Origin of the sequence: Winogradskyella sp. J14-2, assembly GCF_001971725.1 — a bacterium.
Lineage (GTDB): Bacteria > Bacteroidota > Bacteroidia > Flavobacteriales > Flavobacteriaceae > Winogradskyella.
In genome coordinates, this window is record NZ_CP019388.1 from 221,754 (window position 1) to 244,463 (window position 22,710).

The following is a 22,710-nucleotide window of genomic DNA, read 5'->3' on the forward strand; positions in this document are numbered from 1 at the left end:
TTTCGTTATGTAATCAACAATCAATTAGCAAGATGCAGAACCAAAAACGTGTTGTCATAGACGCAGTAAAACCACAAATAAATTGTGGTGAATTTTTTATAAAACGTATTGTAAACGAAATTGTAAATGTAGAAGCTCATGTACTGGTAGATGGACACGACGTTATTGCAGCTTCGGTCTTGTTTAAACACGAAAAAGCAAAAAAGTGGAGCGAGATAAGAATGCATCATGTAGTCAATGATGAATGGAAAGCCTCGTTTACTGTAGAAAAACAAGGGTTTTATGCATACAAGGTTGAAGGTTGGGTAGACTATGCATTGAATTGGCAACATGGTATTGAACGAAAAATTGACGATAATCAACATGTAAAGTCAGAACTTTTAGAAGGAGTAACTTACCTTAAGCCTTTATTAAGCAAAGTTTCAAAAAAGGAAAAAGAGTACTTAGACTACTGCATAGATTGTTTTGAAAATGAAAGTAAGTATGATGAGGCAATCAAAGAAGCAACATCTCACAAGCTACACGATATCTTTGTAAAATATCCAGAAAAGCATTTGGTTAATGAATCTAAAGAGTTACAAATCTATGTAGATAGAAAAAAAGCACTTTTTAGTACTTGGTATGAATTCTTCCCTAGATCTTCTTCTCAAACCGAAGGTCAACACGGCACATTTAAAGATTGTGAACGCTTGTTGCCTCGTATTGCCGAAATGGGTTTTGATACCTTGTATTTTCCGCCAGTGCATCCTATAGGCGAAGTTAATCGTAAAGGAAAAAACAATACAACTAATGCCAAAGAAGGCGATGTAGGCTCAGCTTGGGGAATTGGCTCGCAATATGGCGGACATAAAGATATACACCCACAACTAGGAACTGTTGACGACTTTAAAGCTTTGGTTAAAAAAGCTAAAGATTTGGGTATTGAGGTTGCTATGGACTACGCATTGCAAGCAGCTCCAGATCATCCTTGGGTAAAAGCGCATCCCGATTGGTTTAAATGGCGACCAGACGGAACCGTTCAGTATGCCGAGAATCCACCAAAAAAATACCAAGATATTTTACCAATTTATTGGGAAAGCAAAGACTACAAAAACCTTTGGAAAGAATGTTTAGACATTTTAATGTATTGGATAGATTGCGACATCAAAGTATTTAGGGTAGACAACCCACATACTAAACCTTACTATTTCTGGAATTGGATTATTACTGAAGTAAAAAAACAACACCCAGATGTCCTTTTCTTAGCAGAAGCATTTACAAAACCAAAGGTTATGCAGCAATTAGCTAAACAAGGTTATACCCAATCATATACCTATTTTACTTGGCGGAATAATAAACAAGAGCTTATTGAGTATATGACTGAGCTTACTCAAACCGATCAGCGTGAGTATATGAGACCGAATTTTTGGCCAAATACACCAGATATCAACCCATATCACTTGCAAGGCGCTAACGAGTCTAAATATATACAACGCTATGTATTAGCTGCAACATTAAGTTCTAATATTGGTATCTATGGCCCTGTATTTGAACAACAGTTAGATAATGCTATTCCAGGAAAGGAAGAGTATTATATGTCTGAAAAGTTTGAAGTGAAGCACTACAATTGGGATGTGCAAAATAAATTGACGTCTATAATATCAAAGGTAAATGCTATCCGTCATCAACATGAAGCATTGCAACAAACAAATAACATTAAATTCTGTCATGTAGAGAATGATAATCTATTGGCTTATTACAAATGGAATGATTCAAAAACAGACGAGTTACTAATCATTGTTAGTTTAGAACAATACTATGCACAACAGGGAACAGTTCAATTGCCTTTGCAAGATTTAGAAATTCATTCTGGACAGCAAATAACTGTAAACGATTTAGTTACAGGAAGTAGTTATAATTGGCATAACGAATGGAATTTCATTGAGTTGCATCCCACCTTACCATTTCATATATTTAAAATAAATAAATAGAAATGTCTAAAAAGAAATCTACAACAGTCAATCTAAAAACTCCTTACAATTTTGATGTAGAGTGGGAAGATTTGATGGAAAATAAAGATTTTGTAAAAACATTTCTTTCAGACGTTTTAGAAAAGTATATTATTAAGCAACGTTGGTATGGTGGCAAATCAAGCAAACTAAAATATATTGAATTAGCTGAATATTTCAGAATTCAGCAAAATGAAGAAGTATATTATGGACTTATTTTAGAAGTTAATTTCACCGAAGCTTTTTACCAACACTATTTTTTGCCTATAGCGTTTGTGTCAGACGAAAGCTTCGCAAAAGACGACCGCATACTTCCCATAAGTATTCAAAACCAAGAAGGATTTATAATAGATGCCATAAATCTAGAAGCCTTTAGAAAAGTGGTTTTCGAGCGCATACTAAATGCTGTGCCAAAAGACAGAACTCGAGTACAGTATAAAAAAAGCTCAAATTTTTCAGACTGCCATTACGAGTCGTCAAGATTCATGGGTATGGAGCAGAGTAATACTTCTATTGTATACAATGATAAGTATGTTTTAAAGTTTTTTAGACGCATCTATGCAGACCGCAATCCAGATTACGAGATGAGTCGTTTTTTGTCCGAAAAGAAAGACTTTAAAAATACACCTGCTTATTTGGGCAGTATGCAAATTAAAGACCATGAAAACACCAATATAACCATAGCTTTAATGAATGAATTGGTGCCAAATGAAGGCGATGCTTGGGACTATATGTTAAAAGAACTTCATAAGGTGTTTTCAAATTTAGAGTATAAAAACATTAACATAAATCGTCTGCCTCACACAGAACCTTTTGAGCGGTTGACTATTAGGGATATTCCTGCGCAAATTATTGATTGGGCAGGTTTAAATGTTTTTACAAAAATACAGACACTTGCCAAGCGTACTGCCGAGATGCACATAGCTTTGGGCTCTGAGTTTGAAGATACATCCTTTACTCCAGAAAGGTTTAATGGCGATTACACAGTATGGCTAAAAAACAGATTGCTTTACCAGTTCCAAAACCGTTTAAATGCGGTTGAAAACAATCTACACAAGTTAGATGGCTTAGCATTAGAACTAGCCAATGAATTTTTAGAACGTAAAAATGAAATTAGAAAACGATTCTTAAATTTTGATTGGACCAAGCTAAAAGGGGAACGTTTGAGAGTACACGGAGATTACCACTTAGGTCAAGTTCTCGTTAAGAACGATGATTTCTACATTCTCGATTTTGAAGGTGAGCCAGAAAGTACCATTAGAGATAGAAAAGTAAAACAGCCACCATTAAAGGACGTTGCAGGTTTATTTAGATCGTTTCATTATGCTATATATGCGACAATCTTTAATAATCAAGATAAATATAAACAAAGTCAAGAAGAACTTTTTAAAGCTGGTGAAATCTTGTATCAATATTTTATTGGTTTGTTTTTAGGAACTTATGTTGTCGAAATTCAAAATGCTAATATTAATATCGGCTATCAGCAAGAACGTATCTTTTTATTAAAATATTCACTATTAGAAAAAGCAGTTTACGAATTAGGTTACGAGCTTAATTCTCGACCACTTTGGGCAGTTATTCCTTTAAAAGGAATTTCAAATATTATCAACCACTAAATTTATGGCAGAAGTAATTGCACACAGTTTATTTACAGATTTCGATATCAATTTGTTCAAATCTGGTAAACATTACCGTCTTTACGAAAAATTCGGTTCTCATATTACAACCGTTAATGGTATAGAAGGCACCTATTTTGCGGTTTGGGCACCAAGTGCTAAATCAGTTTCCGTTGTTGGTGATTTTAACTTTTGGTTAGAAGGAGATCATAAACTCAACGTGCGTTGGGACGAAAGTGGTATATGGGAAGGTTTCATACCAGGAGTTGGTAAAGGCAACATTTACAAGTATAAAATTCATAGTCATCATAACGATATAAAAACTGAGAAAGCAGATCCGTATGCCAGACGTTGTGAGCATCCGCCAAATACAGCCTCTATTGTTTGGGATGATGATTATAAGTGGAAGGATAACAAATGGATGAAAAAACGTAAAGAACATAACGCTTTAGATGCTCCTTTTTCAGTTTACGAAGTTCATTTAGGATCTTGGAAAAAGAAAGTTGAAGAAAATAGATTTTTAACCTATGAAGAACTTGCGGAAGATCTTGTAACTTACGTAAAGGATATGAACTTTACACACGTAGAGCTTATGCCAATTATGGAATATCCTTATGACCCATCTTGGGGTTATCAGTTAACAGGTTATTTTGCGCCAACATCACGTTTTGGTTATCCTGAAGATTTTAAACTACTAGTAGATAAACTACATCAAAACGATATAGGAATCATTTTAGATTGGGTACCATCGCATTTCCCAGAAGATGCTCATGGGCTTGGATTTTTTGATGGCTCAGCTTTATATGAGCATCCAGACAGGCGTAAAGGCTACCATCCAGATTGGAAAAGTTTGATCTTTAATTATGGTAGAAATGAAGTGAAATCATTTCTAATTAGTAATGCTATTTTTTGGCTAGATCAATATCACGCAGACGGTCTAAGGGTCGATGCTGTCGCCTCGATGTTGTTTTTAGATTACAGTAGGGAAGAAGGTGAGTGGAAACCAAATATGTTTGGAGGTAGAGAAAATCTTGAAGCCATTTCCTTTATGCGCGAAATGAATGAAGCGGTGTATAGTTCGTTTCCAGATGTACAAACAATTGCAGAAGAATCGACATCGTTTCCAATGGTTTCTAAGCCAACTTATCTAGGTGGGTTAGGTTTTGGAATGAAATGGATGATGGGCTGGATGCACGATACCTTGCAATATTTTGCAAAAGAACCAATCTATAGAAAGCATCATCAAAACGATTTAACCTTTAGTATGACTTATGCATTTACCGAGAATTTTATGTTGCCTCTAAGCCATGACGAAGTTGTTTATGGCAAGCACTCTATTTTGGGTAGAATGCCTGGTGATGAGTGGCAGCGATTTGCAAATCTTAGATTGTTGTATTCATATATGTTTACACATCCAGGGACAAAGTTATTATTTCAAGGTGCTGAATTTGGGCAAAGTGAAGAATGGAACTTTCAACAAAGTTTAGATTGGCATCTGCTGCAATATGCACCACACAAAGGTGTGCAAGCATTAATTAAAGATTTAAATAGTTTATACAGAAAAGAACCGGCTTTGCACCAAAAGCAATTTACGGGAGAAGGTTTTGAATGGATAGATTATAACGATGCTGAGAATTCAGTATTAGTTTACATCCGCAAAGGAGACAATACTAAAGATGATTTGGTTATAGCTTGCAATATGACACCAATACCTAGAGAAAACTACAAGATGGGTGTACCAAAAAAAGGAAAGCTGAAAGAGGTGTTTAATAGTGATTTAAAAAAGTATTTTGGATCGGGTTCTTACAAAAATAAAATGCAGAGTTCCGAAACTGAACCATGGCAATTTAGGGATAACTCAATCGCTATTACAATTCCACCATTAGGCATGGTAGTATTTAAGTACACGCAATAAAGACAAGATTTAAAGACATAAAATTTAAATTTTATCTATACTACGCTCTCGAAAACGATGTAGTTCATAAAACTGTATAAATACACGCATTTAAGCTTTTTAAAGTTCTTAATTTTCCGTTTTTTTACGCGCCCTTTCATATTAAATCGAGCTATGATAACAAATACAGAATTAGAAAATAAAGGAAATCAATTTCCTTCAAAAATAATAGGCTTTGAGAAAGATGTTGATAAACTTTATTTCTCAACCGATAACGATGTTATTCTACAATTAACTGTTGTTCGCGATAGTCTTTTAAGATTTAGATACACAACCGTAGGTACTTTTGATAATGATTTCTCTTACGCCATAACCAAATATGCAAGTATTGGCTATAATAAACTTGAAATTGAAGAAAATGATGATTGTTACATTGTTATAACTTCTAAGTTGCGATGCGAAATTTCTAAAGAAAGTCTCCGTGTTTCAATATATGATGCTAAAGATGGCATTTTAATCAACCAAGACGAAATTGGTTTTCATTGGGAGGAAAGCTACGAATTTGGCGGTAATATCGTAAAAATGAGCAAAGTCTCTAACGATGGTGAAAGTTATTATGGACTCGGTGATAAGCCTAACCATCTGAACCTGAAAGGAAAGCGTTACGATAATTGGGTTACCGATTCTTACGCATACGGAAAAGATACAGACCCTATTTACAAAACCATTCCATTTTACACAGGCCTTCATCATGGCAAAGCTTATGGGATTTTCTTTGATAATACTTTTAGGAGTTCTTTTGATTTTTCTCAAGAGCGACGAAATGTTACCAGTTTTTGGGCACAAGGCGGTGAAATGAACTATTACTTTTTCTATGGCCCAAATATGAGTGACGTGGTTGAAAGCTATACAGATTTAACAGGAAAACCACACCACTTACCACCATTATGGGCACTTGGGTTTCATCAATGCAAATGGAGTTATTATCCCGAGAGTAAAGTAAAGGAAATAACAACAACCTTTAGAGAGCTTAAAATTCCATGCGATGCTATTTATTTAGATATCGATTACATGGACGGGTTTCGTTGCTTTACTTGGAATAAAGACTATTTTCCAGACCCAAAACGTATGGTTAAAGAATTGCAAGATCAAGGTTTTAAAACAGTAGCTATAATAGACCCAGGTATTAAAATCGATAAAGACTATTCGGTTTTTAAAGAAGCATTAGAGAATGATTATTTCTGTAAGCGTGCCGATGGGCCTTACATGAAAGGAAAAGTATGGCCTGGCGAATGCTATTTTCCAGATTTTACAAATCCTGAAGTGAGAGAATGGTGGTCAGGACTTTTTAAGGAGTTAATCGAAGAGATTGGAATTAAAGGGGTTTGGAATGATATGAATGAACCTGCCGTAATGGAGGTGCCAAACAAAACCTTTCCAGATGATGTTAGGCACGATTACGATGGTAACCCTTGTAGCCATAGAAAAGCACATAATATTTATGGAATGCAAATGGCGCGAGCAACCTATCAAGGTTTAAAGAAATACTCGTTTCCAAAACGACCTTTTGTAATTACAAGGGCTGCATACTCAGGGACACAGCGCTATACATCTACATGGACAGGCGATAATGTAGCCACTTGGGAGCATTTATGGATAGCGAATATTCAGGCACAACGTTTGGCCATGTCTGGCTTTTCATTTGCTGGTAGTGATATAGGTGGTTTTGCAGAACAACCTCAAGGTGAATTGTTTACACGTTGGATTCAACTTGGTGTTTTTCATCCATTCTTCAGAGTACATTCATCTGGTGATCATGGAGACCAAGAACCATGGGCTTTCGATGAGGATGTTACAGCCATAGTACGTAAGTTTATTGAACTTCGTTACCAATTATTACCATACTTGTATACTGCTTTTTGGAATTATACCGATCATGGTACACCTTTACTTAAATCGTTAGTGTTATTCGATCAAGAGGATGTTCAAACACATTACAGAACAGACGAATTTATTTTTGGAGAACAGATTTTAGCCTGTCCTGTATTAGAACCCAATGCAAAAGGCAGACGCATGTACATACCAAGAGGCAACTGGTACAATTTTTGGACAGATGAGATTATTAAAGGTGGTAAAGAAATGTGGGTAGATGCAGATATAGATAGCATGCCAATATTTATTAAAGAAGGATCGATTATCCCTAAATTCCCTGTACAACAATATGTTGGAGAGAAAGAAATTGAAGAAGTTGTTCTAGACGTTTACTACAAAAAGGGTAAAGAAGTTAGTGAATTATTTAGTGATGCCAATGATGGCTATGATTATACAAAAGGACGTTATAGCTTAAGAAGTTTCAGTTTAACAGGACGAGAAAATGAGTTAATAATCAATCAGCATAAGGAAGGAAAGTTTATTACAACCTACGAAACCTTCAAGATAAAAATTCATGGTTTACCATTTGATATTGAAGAAATTCAATTAGATAACGAAATTATCTCGCTAGAGCACTTAAAATCTAATGGAACAAATTCTTTCGTTGTAGATAAAAACTTTTCAGAGCTTCATATTATAGGAAGCGAAGCAAAGTCTAAGTGACCAACTAAAAAAAGCCGTGTCTAAAAACTACCCATAGATTTTTTGTATTTTAGTAATTGTATAAATTAAACCATCAGCTATGACTTTTAAAAAAGGAATATCAATACTAGGAATAGTAGCAATTTTTGTTTCGTGTGCCACAAACCCATTTACAGGTAAGAAGACCATGGCATTTGTTTCTAACGATCAGTTATTTCCTTCGTCTTTTGCGCAGTACAACCAAGTTTTGAGTGAAAGTAAAGTAATTACAGGCACTAAGGATGCAGAAATGATTACCAGAGTAGGGCAGCGCATTGCTGTTGCTGCTGAGCGTTGGTTAAATGCCAATGGACACCAAGGGTATTTAGAAGATTATAAATGGGAGTATAAATTGATAGAGTCTGAACAAGTAAACGCATGGTGTATGCCAGGTGGAAAAATAGCGTTCTACACAGGGATTCTACCTATTGCTCAAAACGAAACAGGTGTTGCCGCCATAATGGGCCATGAGGTGGCGCATGCTTTAGCCAACCACGGCCAACAACGTATGAGTTCTGGAATGTTACAGCAGTTGGGCGGAATAGGAGTTGCTGTAGCTACTGGAAATGACAGCCCAGAGAAGCAACAAATGTGGATGCAAGCTTACGGATTGGCAAGTAATGTTGGCGGAATGTTACCATTTAGTAGGTCTCACGAAACTGAGGCAGATAAAATTGGTGTAATTCTAATGGCAATTGCAGGTTATAATCCTGATGAAGCCGCAGAGTTATGGAAACGTATGAAGGCAAATAGTGGCGGACAAGCACCACCAGAATTTTTAAGTACACACCCAAGTAACGACTCTAGAATTGCAACACTACAAGCGTTATCCTCAAAAGCAAAAGCGGAAGCTAAAAAGTTTGGTGTTACGTCGTTTAGACCAATAAATTAATATTGGCTTAAAAAATAAATGATTACTTTAGAAGCTGTTCAATACGAACAGCTTTTTTTAATTTATATCTATGAGCAAACTTAAAAAAGGAAGTAAAAAACTTCTTAATGCCTGGGCATTTTATGATTGGGCAAATTCGGTTTATACCCTTACCATTGCATCATCTATTTTCCCGATTTTTTATTCGGCATTATTTCTTTCAGAGATAAAAAAAATTACTGCCTTTGGATATGATTTTAAAAGTACTGCGCTTATAACGTTTGTTACAGCATTTACATTTTTGGTGGTTGCTTTTTTATCACCAATTTTATCTGGTATCGCAGATTATATAGGTAACAAGAAGAATTTTATGAAATTCTTCTGTTATGTAGGTTCTATAGGCTGTATAGGTTTATATTGGTTTAGTTTAGATAGAATTCACCTAAGTCTTCTCTTTTATTTTATGGGATTAATTGGGTATTGGGGAAGTTTAGTCTTTTACAACTCTTATTTGCCAGATATTGCGTACGAAGAGCAACAAGATAGCATAAGTGCAAAAGGGTTTAGTTTAGGATATATCGGCAGTGTTTTGTTGTTGGTAATTAATTTAGCTATGGTAATGAGTCAAGAAGATGGTGCAGACAAAGTGCAAATGATGCGCTATTCATTTATTACCGTTGGTATATGGTGGGCAGGCTTTAGCCAATATACATTTTATGTGTTGCCAAAAGGTGTGTCATCAGGACACAAGGTAACTAAGGATGTTATATTTAATGGTTTTAAAGAATTAAAAGGAGTTTGGCGAGAACTCAAAGAAAACCTACGACTTAAGCGCTACTTATATGCGTTTTTTGTATTTAGTATGGCCGTACAAACTATTATGTTAGTCGCGGTATATTTTGGTGAAGAAGAAATTGCATGGGGAAGTGATGAAGCAAAAACAACAGGACTCATAGTGAGTATATTAGTTATTCAACTTGTTGCAATTATAGGCGCTGTGTTAACCTCGAGAGCTTCATCAAAATTTGGAAATATACCTACTTTAATAGCTGTTAATTTTATTTGGATGTGTTTGTGCTTCTATGCCTATTTTATGAAAACACCAATACAGTTTTACATCGCAGCATCTTTGGTCGGTTTGGTTATGGGAGGTGTACAATCTTTAGCGAGATCTACATACTCAAAATTTTTACCAGAGACAGAAGATACAACATCGTATTTTAGTTTTTATGACGTTGCAGAAAAAATTGGTATTGTAATAGGCATGCTTATTTATGGGTTTATAGACCAAGTCACAGGCAGCATGCGTAACTCTATTTTGTTTCTTTTCATTTTCTTTTTAATAGGAATTATTTTATTATTTAGAGTGCCAAAAAGACAGATTCAAAATTAATTCTTAACTTTAGCCAGCTATGGTTAAGAAAATATTTATGTTAGGAGCATTTGCTATGCTCTTTATGGCAGTAAACTGTGATAATGAGCCTTATGAAGGTGAAATTATCGTTGAAGACACCTCTTGTATAGAAGCTATTGAAACTACAGAAATAGCTGCTCAGAATTTCTTAAATGGAACACAAGAAGATTTTAGTGACCTGTGCCTTATTTATAAAGAAGCTTTATTAGATCAGATTGAAGCTTGTGGAGATGAAGACGGTAGCTTACAATTACTTGCAGATGACTTGGGTACTTGTACAGAAGAAATCGATGTTTGCGAAGAAGCAATTGAAGCTTCTGAGTTGGCTCGTATTATATATGAAAGTGCTGCAGACGAAACCGCTGAAGTTCTTTGCAATGCTTACAAAGACGCACTTTTTTATCAAATAGAAGTTTGTGGAGATGATGGTACCTTACTGGCTGTTATAGAAGATCTCGGTAATTGTGAAATAGAAATGGTAGATGTTGTAGGTACTTGGAAACTAGTATCTTGGAATACCGATGAACTGAGAGACCTTAATAATGATGGCATAGTAACAAACAACTACCTTGATGATATAGATTGTTATGATAATGAGACCATAGAATTTAATCCTGACGGCACAGGAACTATGTTTTTGAGATCTACAGCAGAGTTTACATTTACACCAACCGCAGACGGTGAAGACTATTTTACAGAATGCACCAGCATTATGGAGGATAAAACTTTTACATGGACTGAAACTATTAACAGTGTAACCATGTTATATACAGATGGTACCAGTCTAAGTCTCTTTAAGAATGGGAATCTTTATACCGCAATTAATGATGCATTTTATGCTCAGAGTACAGTAGACAATTCTGTAATTACAGAACGCATAACCTTTGTTTATAATAAGCTTTAGGTTTTTTTACTATAACTTGGCATTTAATATAAATACTTCATAAATATTCTTATATTGCCAGTAACTAAACACTCAATAATGAAAAAGCTATTAATACTTTCAATCCTATCTTTAACTGTATTTTCATCATGTAGTAGTAAAGTAGACCTTGCTATTGATAATCCAACAGATGCCTCTGTAGAAATCGTAGTAGATACTTTACGAGTTTTGGTTCCGCCAAAAGACGTTGTTTGGGTAGAAATGGGACCAGGAGAACACCAGTTAACCTTAGAGAATGATAGTATTATAAAATATAATTTTACCGAATCTGTATACATGATTAACCCTTCGTTATCTGAGTACTTAGTAGCAGACGAATATTATGGACCACCAGCTTTTCAAAATTCTTATTCATCTACATTACCAAGTAAAGAAGTTACGTTTTTGGGCATGACGATTGAAGGAAATTACGATGTCTTTGCTGATGTTATTAATAAAGTGACTTGGGATTACGGTCCACGAGAAACGTTACCAGAAATGGTAGAGGTAGATGCCGATGAATCTTATACAACGCTTGTTAAAGTTTATGATTCTTATGAATTTATAAACATGATGCAAAATGCATATGACTCTTATTCTGAAGAAGAATAAACCACACTAAGTTTGAAAACTTCTCTCGGTACTCATATCACTTGGGATGTGTATAACTGTAATGCAGATACACTATCGTTTATACCTACGGTAAAAACGGTATTAAATGCTATAGTTGAAGAATTACAGCTTACCAAGGTTAATGAATCCTACAAACAGTTTGAGCCTATTGGTGTTACTGGTTTTATTCTTTTAGAAGAAAGCCATGTAAGTATTCATTCCTGGCCAGAGCATCAGTTTGCAGCAGTAGATATTTTTTCTTGTAGACCTTTTAATGCTAAAAAGATTCAGCAATTATTAATGAAGTCTTTTAGTTCGGATAAAGTTGTTATAAAACAGATTGTAAGGGGAGAGGGTATCTCTATTATTTCACCAGATCTTATATAATAAAGTGAGACATAAACTCACAATCATCAGTTATAATCTTAGATTCTTGTGTTCTTAAGTTTATGGCAGACGCTCTCGATGTATAGAACATTCCTATTTGATAAAAGTAATCTTCTTCATCCTTGTTTAATGGATAAAACTTTTGAAACACCATATACTGATGCCCAAAATCACCTTTAGATCTAGCTTCAGAATTACCCATAGCTTCAATAGAAATATTTTCACCCAGTCGACCATAAACTGGCTTTTGTACATAATTGTATAAGCTTGGTTCTTTATTTAAATACGTTTCAGCCAAAATGTTATTTGGAAAGTTTTGTGTGATATAGGCCAAAAACTTTTTATTCTGCCAAATAGCCGTGTATGGTGGATTTAAAACTACAACTTTATCGTTTAAGATTAAATCTGAAAGGATGTGTGCCAATTCAGGTTCATCAATAAACATCCAATCCCAGGGAATCATTTTAAAAAGCACATCTACATCTTCATATTCATCACCAATTTGATGAAACACACCTTCATCAGAAAAAATAACATGTTCTAAGTCCGAATAAAACGGTTTATAGCCTGCTTCGTAAGCTATATCTATAATGCAGTTAACGTTTTCTTTGTCTTCAATATACCCAAATGAAGTACCAAGAAATATAGGGTTGTCTTTACCAAAATAAGATTTTAGGTTAGACAAAGCATCCTTTATATCAAACTTTAAAGTATTAAAACTTTGCGGATTGCCTTTTAGTTGTTCTAATTGAAGAGGTTGCCACAATAACGTTTCAGGTAAGGTGCTGCATGTGTCTGCATTAAACTCAATAATGCGACCATAATCAGATTTTAAACCTCCATTAATATCAAAACGACCATAGAGAAAAGGATGTTTATTTTTGTTCTTCCAGCTATGTTCAATACATTTTTGAAACGATAACGGAATGCCAAGCTCACCTAATTTATGTTCGGCTATAATTTTGTCTGTAGCGCGTTGAAATACATAAAACGCTTCGTCAGAAATACGACGTAGTTGCTCTACCTCAGAACGGTAAATACCCAGTAATTCTTCAGAAAAATAATCTTCTTCTAAATACCAATGTAAGCGATGTGGAACGTGTTTCTTTTTAAGACGTTTTATCTCTTTAAAACGACTATCCTCCAAACGATCTAAACGACTTTCCGCTGCCATATCCTCTAGATGATTTTCCTGGTACACTTACTCTTCGAGATGTTGCAGAGCTTCTTAAATCGTTTTTTAATCCTGTAGATTTATTATAAGCAGAAGCATTTTTGTAGTTACTTTGGTTTGGTGTAACATTACGTAAACTTCTGTTAAAAAAAGAAGCTGCTAACGAGTAGTATAGGATGCTTCTTAAACCCGAATGACGACTGTAAGATGACTCGTCATTTTTCATTTTTCTTAAAGATAATGTATCTGTTGTTCCTTCTAATGTGTGTACAATAGCAATAGATTTATCTTTATCGTCAATTAAACGCTCATCGATGATTTTATAATCATTTCCTGGTTCTACTTCTTCAACCTCAGTGATAACACCTTGAGTAGTTTCGTAAACCGTTTCTTGCTGTGCATCTTTAATGCGTGGACTAGGATCGTTATCGCCACAACTTTGAAATGTTAATGCAGCCGCTACAGCAGCCATTAACGTTATTTTTTTAGTTAAAGCAAGACCAGTTATAATTTTTTTATTCATCTTTGACAGGTTAATTTCCTCAAACATAATCAATTTTTAATGAATAAAAAAGCACTAATTCCATTTGCTGTATTTATTGCAGGTTTATGTTCAATCATCTACGAATTGCTAATAAGCACAACTGCAACTTATTTTTTAGGAGATGGTGTAAGACAGTTTTCCATAATTATTGGTGTGTATCTGTTTTCTATGGGAATAGGCGCCTTTTTATCCAAATTTTTTAAGGACAAACCACTTACATTTTTTATCAATGTAGAGTATCTGCTCGGTTTTATTGGTGGTGTTTCTGTGCCACTGCTTTATATGCTGTTTGTGTATGTGTCGCCAATGATATTACAAATAAGTTGTTTGGCTATCATATTTGTAATTGGCTTACTTACAGGTATGGAAGTGCCTTTATTGACTTTTGCCTTAGAGGAGAGCAATATTAAAAATAACTTGTCTAACGTGTTGTCGTTAGATTATATAGGTGGACTTATTGCGACCTTGATTTTTCCATTTATCATACTTCCATTTGTTGGCTTGTACTATTCGTCGCTAATCTTTGGAATTGTAAATATTGTCTTAGGTATTCTTTTGAATTACACTTTGCTCAAAGACAAAAAACGAAACAGCATTTTTGGCTTTTTGGCCGTTATTGCTTTAGTTGTTTTAGTGTTGCTTGGCGGTAAACTTTTAAAGGTTTGGGATCAGAAAATATACAAGCGTCCTATTGTATTGAATGAGCAAACGCCGTATCAAAAAATTGTAATGACCAAAACACAAGGAGATGTTCGTTTGTATCTTAATAGAGTGATACAGTTTTCATCTTCAGATGAGCATCGTTACCATGAGTCTTTGGTACATATTCCTTTAGCAATGCATTACAATCCAAAGCGTGTTTTAATTCTTGGAGGTGGCGAAAATTTAGCAAGTAGAGAAGTGCTAAAACATAGCTCTATTCAGCGTGTTGATGTTGTAGATATTGATAGTACCATGTTTTATCTGGCTAAAGAGAACAAATATCTAAAGGATATTAACGCTGATGCTGCCAAAAATGAAAAAGTAAATCTTATACCAGAAGATGCGTTTACGTACCTTTTTAATAATACTGAAAAGTACGACGTAATTATTGCAGATTTGCCAGACCCAACCAACCAGGCATTGGCAAGATTGTACAGCAAGCAGTTTTTTTTAATGGCGAAGCGAAATCTTAAAAAGGACGGTGTTTTTGTAACACAATCTGGTGAAATTTATTTCTCAAACAAAGTCTTTAGTTGTATCAACAATACCTTGGCATCAGTTTTTGAAGACGTACAACCTTATCACACGTATATACCATCGTTTGGAGATTGGGGATTTATTATTGCAAGGCATGATGGTAACAACAGTAAAGTGGATACTAAAGCTTTGCCAGAAGATTTAAAATATCTCAACCAAAACCAAATAGAGCAAGCCTTTATTTTCCCTAAGGATATTACCATTGCCGACACTAAACAGAATACTTTAGACAATCCAATTATCCTTAACTATTTCTTAGACGAATGGGAAAAATGGAAAGTAGATTTTGAAGCTGGAACGAAGTAATTTATTTAGATTATGAAAAGCCTAATATCTATATTCTTATTGATTTTAATTAGTAGCCTTTTTAATAATGAAAGAATTTCAGAGTATGAAAAAGCATTAAATGTTATTCTTGATTCAGAAGAGTACACGTCTATAACTAAAAATAAAAAACAATTTCATGTGTCTAGTGAGGTTGTGGTTTTTGAGAAAATGGGAAAGTTCTTTATAGAAGAGTTACAGAATAATAGTATATACTTATCTGCTGAGAACATAATACTTGGCGAAAAGAAAGAGAATTTTAACAATGAAGGTTTGGAAAAATTGAATTGTAAAAAGAGAGGTAAAGTACAAGCTTATTTTTCAGAAATCAAAAATGATGTGTTTTTTGCAGAAATTGTCGAGTCAAAGAAAAAGAGCTCTTATGAAAAAAAGATTGGGTTTGGTACAACTTCCATATTTATGTTTAAAATTTCAAATAATGAACTGGAGTTAATTTCCGTCAAAAAACTAATATATGGATGATGGAAACTAAAAAAGGACAAGCCAACACTTGTCCTTTCTCCTTTTTTGGTTGATTGATTGAGCACTAGTTGCTAACGCTACCAGAGCCTGTCACTTTAGTGTCTTTGTTGGTTGGATTACCTGAATATTTTACATCACCAGAGCCTGTAATTCTTACTTTAAGCTCACCATTACAAACCACATTAGATCCACCAGAACCAGTGATTTTTGCAGTGACATTAGTGCTGTCTAGGTCGCTACCATCAAAATCGCCAGAGCCTGTTACTTTTGTCGTCAAATCTTTTGTTGAGCCACTTAATTCTATATCACCAGATCCCGAAATACTACTTTCAACAGAGTTAGAGCTAATCTTTAAACTGATGTCGCCAGAGCCTGCTAAGGACACATCAAAATCGTTAGCTTTAATTGTGCCTGAATTTTCAATATCACCTGAGCCAGCCAAGGAGACAGAATTGATAGATTCGTAAGGTACGGTAACTACAATAGTTTTTGTAGGTTTCAGATTAATACCATTTTCAACTTTTACAACAAGTTTACTACCTTTTACCTCAGTAATGATGTATTGCATTAAATTGGCATCACCTTCAATAGTAATAGTTCCCTCATTACCTTGGACTAATTTAAAATCCATTGGTCCTGCAGCCTCAAGACCATCATAATCACCTGTAGATCTGTTTTCTGTAGTAATGTTTCCGTTGCCTTTTTCTTTTTTCCATTTTCCCCATTGTGCACAAGATGTTGTAACACTAAAAAGGAATGCGACTAATGTAATTGATTTTAATAATTTCATGTTTTTGAATTGTTTGGTTACTGTTCGTTTTTTGATTTTTATATCAGTTCGAGCGATTTCGAGAATCGGAATTGTATCGAGAACACTTTTATTTGTCTTCTCGATACAAATTCATTAAATAAAATCCTCTGAATTCATTCGAAGTGACGATAAATTATTGTTGTTTAAAGCTAACGCTTCCGTATTCCGATTTTATTTTCACATAGTTGCCAGACCCTTTTGTGCCATGGTAACCATTGTACTTTTTCTCGAAAGAATCGACTTCTTTATTTGTAAAATTAAAGGCATCAGAATCTCTTAATGAAGCATATTCTAAATCGATATTAAAATCAAAGCTGTAATTACTATCATAACCAATAGTAATGCCCATAAACTCAGAATCGATTTCTACATTATTTGCTTTTGAGGCGATGCGATCTATCTTTAAAGATCCATAATCGGCTTTTAAGTTAATACTTTTATATATGTTAACTATACGTAAGGTAAGATAATCAGCGTTTCCTTCAACATTATTTATGTTATCTATTCTTAACGAACCGTAGTCGCAGTTGAATTCTACATCTTCCGAATTTTCGATTATAGAATTTGTATACCCAGTGTTTAAGTAAAGGGATTTTGTCTTGGCTATGGTAAAGTCGCTATAATCTGCATATAATTTACCACTTTTAATAAATTCAAAATAACAACCTTTACTGTAATCAAAATTAACGTAGTTGTCATCTGCCATAAGTTCTTTGGTGGTTATTTTCCCATAGCTACAGTGAATTTTGGCTTTGCCTTTTAGTCTATCTAAATTTATGGTGCCATAATTATTATCTAAATCTACGTTATTGGTTATTGGCATTTTTACACGGTAGTGCACTTCGATCTTTAATTTTTTGTTGTTATTCCAACTCCACCAATTTTTGTCTTTATTTTCAAAATTTGTTTTGGCCGTTACTAAATCTTTAGTGTTATTAAAACTAACTGAAATTTCATTAAGTCGTTCTTCAACTTTGTCGGCATTATTGCCAGTCACTTCAATAGTAATATCAAACTCAATGCGATTCTGGTCCCAAGTTACAATGTCTAAGTTGCCATAGCTATTATCTATTTTTAATGTAGCATCAGCAGATACATCAAATGACTTTTTTATGTTGCGTTCTTTCGTCGTTTTTGCAATTTCAGCGTTTGTGTTTGCCGACGCTAAAAATGGCATTAGCAATAGAAGCATTGCTATTCTAAAATGTATTTTTTGGTTCATCACTGTTGATTTTTAATTCTCTAATTGTTTCAATTTGTTCTAAAACTGTATTCAAAATATCTATCCTGTTCTGAAAGTTGCTAATCATAGCGTAGATAACGCGCTGATCCTTATTACTTTCAGTTAAATCTGTTTTTAGTTTTTGATAGTCTTTTTCTAACAGTTCAATTCGGTTCAGCGCATCTGTTATAACTTGTTCGGTTAAAGGCGAGCGCTCATTGTTAAGCTTTTTTAATTCTGCATAAATTGTTGCTGTAAAGAAATCTTGCGTTTCGGACATTTCTGGTGATACGCTTGCCAAATCCATAACTTCTGGCTGCGCAGTTGACGTTGTAAATACAGCTAAGCAAATCACCAAAGAAGCTGCTATGGCTAAAAATGGTTTCCAATTAAAACCTGAAGACTTCATCTCTTTTGTAGAAGCTACTGTATTTGTATTGAGCTTTTCTAAAAAGCGATCTTGATGACCAGCATTTGGTTCATTGATATCAAACTCACCTTTGAGGTTATCAAATAATTCATCAATGTTATCTTTCTTCATAATTCTTCGTTTTTAAGCAGTTGGCACTAACTTTTTACGTAAACTTTCTTTAGCTCTGGATATCATGGTTCTGCAATTGGCGTAGGATATGTCCATAATCTCACAGATTTCTTCGTAATCATAACCTTCGATAAGATGCAGGGTTAGCCCTAAATTATAATTGGGTTTTAGTGTTTTCATAACACTAATAATTTGCTTCACCTTAGCATTATTTTGATTATAACTTTCAATGCGGTTATCATCTTCAACTTTGTACATAATTGGCTCTAGAGGCACTTCGTTTTGTTTTATGGTTTTGTTGTAATGTGCTATACTATTATTCACTACAATACGTTTTAACCATGCGCCAAATAGTTTGGCGTCCTCTAATGTTTCAAGTTTTGTAAAAGCCGTTAAAAATGACTCTTGCATAATGTCTTCAGCCTTAAAAGAATCTTTTACAATTCTCAATGCTGTGTTATACATGGCTTTGTGGTATCTATTGTAAACTTCTAACTGCGCACGTTGGTTACAAGATTTACAAAGCACTAATAACTGTTCGATATTTTGATTGGTTGATGTCAAAAAAACAATTGCTTTATTCTATAGATGAAGGCGTTTTGGCTTTGTTACACTTTTGATAAAAAAACTTTTAATAAAGTCTAAAGGTAATGGCATAACAATTGAATTATTACTAGTGTGAATAACTTTGAATATCTTGTAATGTATTGGTATTCAATATAAAGTTAATTATTAATACATTTAAACTCATGCTTTTCTATCATTATAACGTGACAGAATGGCTTAAACATATTTATGAAGAAATCAAATTTTTTAAGTCTTGACAGTTTGTCATTTCAAGATTTTGACGAAAATTCAGAATTAATTCCGTTGATGACTCCAGAGGATGAGGAATTAATTAATAACGAATCCTTACCAGAATCGCTCCCAATTTTACCGTTAAGAAATACAGTGTTATTTCCTGGTGTTGTAATTCCTATCACAGCTGGTAGAGACACCTCTATAAAGCTAATAGACGATGCTAATAAAGGAGGAAAAGTTGTTGGTGTTGTAGCTCAAAAAGACGAGACTATAGAAAAACCTTCTGCTAGCGATATATACCAAACCGGTACCGTAGCACGCATACTTAAGGTGCTAAAAATGCCAGATGGTAATACTACGGTAATAATACAAGGTAAAAAGCGTTTTCAGATTAATGAAATTATTTCTGAAAAGCCTTACTTAACGGCAACAATTTCTGATATTCCTGAGGCTAAACCAGCTGCGGATAACGAAGAATTTAATGCTATAATAGATTCTATTAAAGATCTTTCATTAGAGATTATAAAGGAAAGCCCAAATATTCCTACTGAAGCCTCTTTTGCTATTAAGAACATTGAGAGTAATTCGTTCTTAGTGAATTTTGTGTCTTCTAACATGAATCTTAAAGTGGAAGAAAAGCAAGAACTTTTAAAAATTAATGATTTAAAAGAACGTGCGCTTCAGACTTTAAAATACATGAATTTAGAATATCAAAAACTTGAGTTAAAAAACGATATTCAGAGCAAGGTTCAGAGTGATATGAACCAGCAGCAACGTGAGTATTTCTTGCACCAACAGATGAAAACCATACAAGAAGAACTTGGAGGTGTATCATCTGGTGAAGAGATTGAAGATATGAGAGCGCGAGCCAAAGACAAGAATTGGAACGATAAAGTGAAAGCGCATTTTGATAAGGAACTAGCCAAAATGCAACGTATGAATCCTCAGGTTGCCGAGTATTCTATTCAACGTAATTATCTAGATTTGTTCTTAGATCTACCATGGAATGAGTTTAGCGAAGATCAATTTGATCTTAAACGTGCCATGGAAATCCTAGATCGCGACCATTTTGGATTAGACGATGTAAAAAAACGAATTATTGAGTATTTGGCTGTTTTAAAACTTCGTAATGATATGAAGTCGCCAATACTTTGTCTGTATGGACCTCCAGGTGTTGGTAAAACCTCATTAGGTAAATCTATAGCCGAAGCCTTAGGAAGAGAATATGTTAGAATTTCACTGGGTGGTCTGCGTGACGAGGCTGAAATACGTGGGCATAGAAAAACCTACATTGGTGCAATGCCAGGACGAATCATTCAGAGTTTAAAGAAAGCTGGCACTTCAAACCCTGTATTTGTTTTAGACGAAATAGATAAATTATCTACTGGCAATCAAGGAGACCCATCTTCTGCAATGTTAGAGGTTTTAGACCCTGAACAAAACAACGAGTTTTACGATAATTTCTTAGAAATGGGTTATGACCTTTCTAAAGTAATGTTTATTGCAACTTCTAATAGTCTTAATACCATTCAGCCTGCTTTAAGAGACCGTATGGAGATCATTAATGTCACAGGTTATACTATTGAAGAAAAAGTAGAAATTGCTAAACGTCATTTATTGCCAAAACAATTAAAAGAACACGGACTAGATAGTAAAGCATTAAAAATAGGTAAACCACAACTTGAAAAAATCGTTGAGGGTTACACGAGGGAATCTGGCGTAAGAGGTCTTGAAAAGCAAATTGCAAAAATGGTACGTTACGCTGCCAAAAATATTGCAATGGAAGAGGACTATAACGTGAAAATATCTAACGATGATGTTATTGAAGTATTAGGTTCGCCACGACTAGAACGCGATAAATACGAAAATAATAATGTAGCAGGTGTAGTAACTGGTTTAGCTTGGACTAGAGTGGGTGGAGATATCTTATTTATAGAGTCTATTTTATCTAAAGGAAAAGGCAATCTCAACATTACAGGAAACTTAGGAAAAGTTATGCGTGAGTCAGCTACTATAGCCATGGAATATATTAAAGCCAATGCAGATAAGTTTGAAATAAACCCAGAAGTTTTTGATAAGTACAATGTACACATACACGTACCAGAAGGTGCAACACCAAAAGATGGTCCAAGTGCAGGTGTTACGATGTTAACATCATTAGTCTCGTTGTTTACGCAGCGTAAAGTAAAGAAAAGTATAGCGATGACAGGTGAGATTACACTGCGTGGAAAAGTACTTCCTGTAGGTGGTATTAAAGAGAAGATTTTAGCGGCTAAACGCGCAAAAATTAAAGAGATTCTTTTGTGTGAAGACAATAAACGCGATATTGATGAAATAAAGCCAGATTATCTAAAAGGGCTAACCTTTCATTATGTGAAAGATATGAGTGAAGTTTTAGATATTGCTATTACAAATCAAAAAGTAAAGAATGCTAAAAAACTCTAAGCTAGTTGTTGTTATCAGTATAATGCTCTTTTTCTGGCTGAATAGTTTTAGTCAGGCAGACGGACAGTTCAAAGATGTTATCTTAGATGGCAAGCCTGCAAAACTTAATGTGATTACCGGAGAAATTACTTTAGTCAATTCAGACGGTAAAAAAGTAATTATTGAAAACGATTCTCTTTCAAAGACATCTAGCAGTAAAGTCAACGAACCCTCAGTAACACAAATCGAGACAGATTACCATACTGTAAAGGAGAACGAAACGCTTTTAGATATCGCTAATCGCTATAAAACAACTTTAACAGCTCTTAAAGAAGCCAATAATTTAGAGACAACTTTAGTCGACGTAGGCCAAAAGCTAAGAGTTAGTAATTTTAATAAACAACGAGAAAGTACTGTAAATACTTCAAATGAGAAAGCACTGGCTGAAGAACCTGTATTAAAAGACGCATCTGGTATTCATATAGTAGAAAATGACGATACTTTATATAGTCTTAGTAAGCGTTATGGTTTTACAGTTGATGAATTAAAAAGTAAAAACGGGTTAACTTCAAACTTAATAAAAGTAGGTCAAGAGTTAAATGTCTCGCATTCCGACTATAAAAAATCATCAACAAATAAATCCATTTGGACTGTATCTAAAGGTGATACGTTATACAATATTGCCAAGCGAAATGGGCTTACAGTTGATGAATTAAAATCTCTAAACGGACTTACTGATAATCTAATTTTAATCGGACAGATCTTAAAACTAAAGCAGAAATAAAACACCTCAAAAAATAAAAAAATCATATCATCGTTTTAAGATAGAT

At 34.4% G+C, this 22,710-nt stretch carries 19 protein-coding genes; 13 read left to right on the plus strand and 6 right to left on the minus strand.

Features of this window, described 5'->3' with window-relative positions; genetic code table 11:
• Positions 1–32: 32 nt before the first annotated feature.
• The 9 genes from BWZ20_RS01140 (at position 33) to speD (ending at position 12,317) form a co-directional block, all read left to right on the plus strand.
• A complete protein-coding gene (locus BWZ20_RS01140) occupies positions 33–1,970 on the plus strand; it encodes an alpha-1,4-glucan--maltose-1-phosphate maltosyltransferase (protein WP_076615130.1) in 1,938 nt (645 codons plus the stop codon).
• Between the two features lie 2 nt (positions 1,971–1,972).
• Positions 1,973–3,604, plus strand: coding sequence for a maltokinase N-terminal cap-like domain-containing protein (locus BWZ20_RS01145; RefSeq protein WP_076615133.1), 1,632 nt, complete (start codon positions 1,973–1,975; stop codon positions 3,602–3,604).
• A 4-nt stretch (positions 3,605–3,608) separates the two neighbouring features.
• The gene (glgB, locus tag BWZ20_RS01150; protein ID WP_076615136.1) at positions 3,609–5,519 is read left to right on the plus strand and encodes a 1,4-alpha-glucan branching protein GlgB; all 1,911 of its coding nucleotides are present in this window, start codon (positions 3,609–3,611) and stop codon (positions 5,517–5,519) included.
• Positions 5,520–5,672: 153 nt separating this feature from the next.
• Positions 5,673–8,093 carry a glycoside hydrolase family 31 protein gene (locus BWZ20_RS01155; RefSeq protein ID WP_076615139.1) on the plus strand — a complete coding sequence of 807 codons (2,421 nt, stop codon included), beginning with the start codon at positions 5,673–5,675 and terminating at the stop codon, positions 8,091–8,093.
• A gap of 79 nt (positions 8,094–8,172) precedes the next feature.
• The gene (locus BWZ20_RS01160) at positions 8,173–9,003 is read left to right on the plus strand and encodes a M48 family metallopeptidase (RefSeq protein ID WP_157358292.1); all 831 of its coding nucleotides are present in this window, start codon (positions 8,173–8,175) and stop codon (positions 9,001–9,003) included.
• Between the two features lie 70 nt (positions 9,004–9,073).
• Positions 9,074–10,375 carry an MFS transporter gene (locus BWZ20_RS01165; RefSeq protein ID WP_076615143.1) on the plus strand — a complete coding sequence of 434 codons (1,302 nt, stop codon included), beginning with the start codon at positions 9,074–9,076 and terminating at the stop codon, positions 10,373–10,375.
• 19 nt (positions 10,376–10,394) lie between these two features.
• On the plus strand, positions 10,395–11,300 hold the full coding sequence (locus tag BWZ20_RS01170) for a hypothetical protein (protein ID WP_157358293.1): 906 nt from the start codon (positions 10,395–10,397) through the stop codon (positions 11,298–11,300).
• Positions 11,301–11,378: 78 nt separating this feature from the next.
• Positions 11,379–11,930, plus strand: coding sequence for a hypothetical protein (locus BWZ20_RS01175; RefSeq protein ID WP_076615148.1), 552 nt, complete (start codon positions 11,379–11,381; stop codon positions 11,928–11,930).
• A 12-nt stretch (positions 11,931–11,942) separates the two neighbouring features.
• Positions 11,943–12,317: an adenosylmethionine decarboxylase gene (speD, locus tag BWZ20_RS01180; RefSeq protein WP_076615149.1), complete on the plus strand. Its 375-nt coding sequence runs from the start codon at positions 11,943–11,945 to the stop codon at positions 12,315–12,317.
• Here speD and BWZ20_RS01185 read toward each other — a convergent pair.
• A complete protein-coding gene (locus BWZ20_RS01185) occupies positions 12,310–13,491 on the minus strand; it encodes a glutathionylspermidine synthase family protein (RefSeq protein ID WP_083677131.1) in 1,182 nt (393 codons plus the stop codon). The genes speD and BWZ20_RS01185 overlap by 8 nt on opposite strands.
• The gene (locus BWZ20_RS01190; protein ID WP_157358294.1) at positions 13,454–14,014 is read right to left on the minus strand and encodes a hypothetical protein; all 561 of its coding nucleotides are present in this window, start codon (positions 14,012–14,014) and stop codon (positions 13,454–13,456) included. Before BWZ20_RS01190 ends, BWZ20_RS01185 begins: the two co-directional genes overlap by 38 nt.
• A 39-nt stretch (positions 14,015–14,053) precedes the next feature.
• Here BWZ20_RS01190 and BWZ20_RS01195 point away from each other — a divergent pair, with 39 nt between their 5' ends.
• Together BWZ20_RS01195 and BWZ20_RS01200 are read left to right on the plus strand one after the other, a co-directional pair.
• On the plus strand, positions 14,054–15,580 hold the full coding sequence (locus tag BWZ20_RS01195; protein ID WP_076615156.1) for a polyamine aminopropyltransferase: 1,527 nt from the start codon (positions 14,054–14,056) through the stop codon (positions 15,578–15,580).
• 12 nt (positions 15,581–15,592) lie between these two features.
• Positions 15,593–16,081, plus strand: coding sequence for a hypothetical protein (locus tag BWZ20_RS01200; RefSeq protein ID WP_076615159.1), 489 nt, complete (start codon positions 15,593–15,595; stop codon positions 16,079–16,081).
• A gap of 64 nt (positions 16,082–16,145) precedes the next feature.
• Here the strand turns inward: BWZ20_RS01200 and BWZ20_RS01205 are convergent, their stop codons facing one another.
• The 4 genes from BWZ20_RS01205 to BWZ20_RS01220 form a co-directional block, all read right to left on the minus strand.
• Positions 16,146–16,871 (minus strand): head GIN domain-containing protein, encoded by a 726-nt coding sequence (locus BWZ20_RS01205; RefSeq protein ID WP_076615161.1) that lies wholly within the window; start codon positions 16,869–16,871, stop codon positions 16,146–16,148.
• A 154-nt stretch (positions 16,872–17,025) separates the two neighbouring features.
• A complete protein-coding gene (locus BWZ20_RS01210) occupies positions 17,026–18,114 on the minus strand; it encodes a hypothetical protein (RefSeq protein WP_076615163.1) in 1,089 nt (362 codons plus the stop codon).
• On the minus strand, positions 18,092–18,655 hold the full coding sequence (locus BWZ20_RS01215) for a hypothetical protein (protein ID WP_076615165.1): 564 nt from the start codon (positions 18,653–18,655) through the stop codon (positions 18,092–18,094). The genes BWZ20_RS01210 and BWZ20_RS01215 overlap by 23 nt, the downstream gene beginning before the upstream one ends.
• Before the next feature lie 12 nt (positions 18,656–18,667).
• The gene (locus tag BWZ20_RS01220) at positions 18,668–19,219 is read right to left on the minus strand and encodes an RNA polymerase sigma factor (protein ID WP_076615168.1); all 552 of its coding nucleotides are present in this window, start codon (positions 19,217–19,219) and stop codon (positions 18,668–18,670) included.
• A gap of 231 nt (positions 19,220–19,450) precedes the next feature.
• Between BWZ20_RS01220 and lon the strand changes: the two genes are divergently transcribed.
• Together lon and BWZ20_RS01230 are read left to right on the plus strand one after the other, a co-directional pair.
• Entirely contained in the window at positions 19,451–21,901 is a 2,451-nt protein-coding gene (lon, locus tag BWZ20_RS01225; RefSeq protein ID WP_076615171.1) for an endopeptidase La, read from the plus strand.
• Positions 21,885–22,664, plus strand: a complete 780-nt coding sequence (locus tag BWZ20_RS01230; protein WP_076615174.1) for a LysM peptidoglycan-binding domain-containing protein — start codon at positions 21,885–21,887, stop codon at positions 22,662–22,664. Before lon ends, BWZ20_RS01230 begins: the two co-directional genes overlap by 17 nt.
• Positions 22,665–22,710 lie beyond the last annotated feature (46 nt).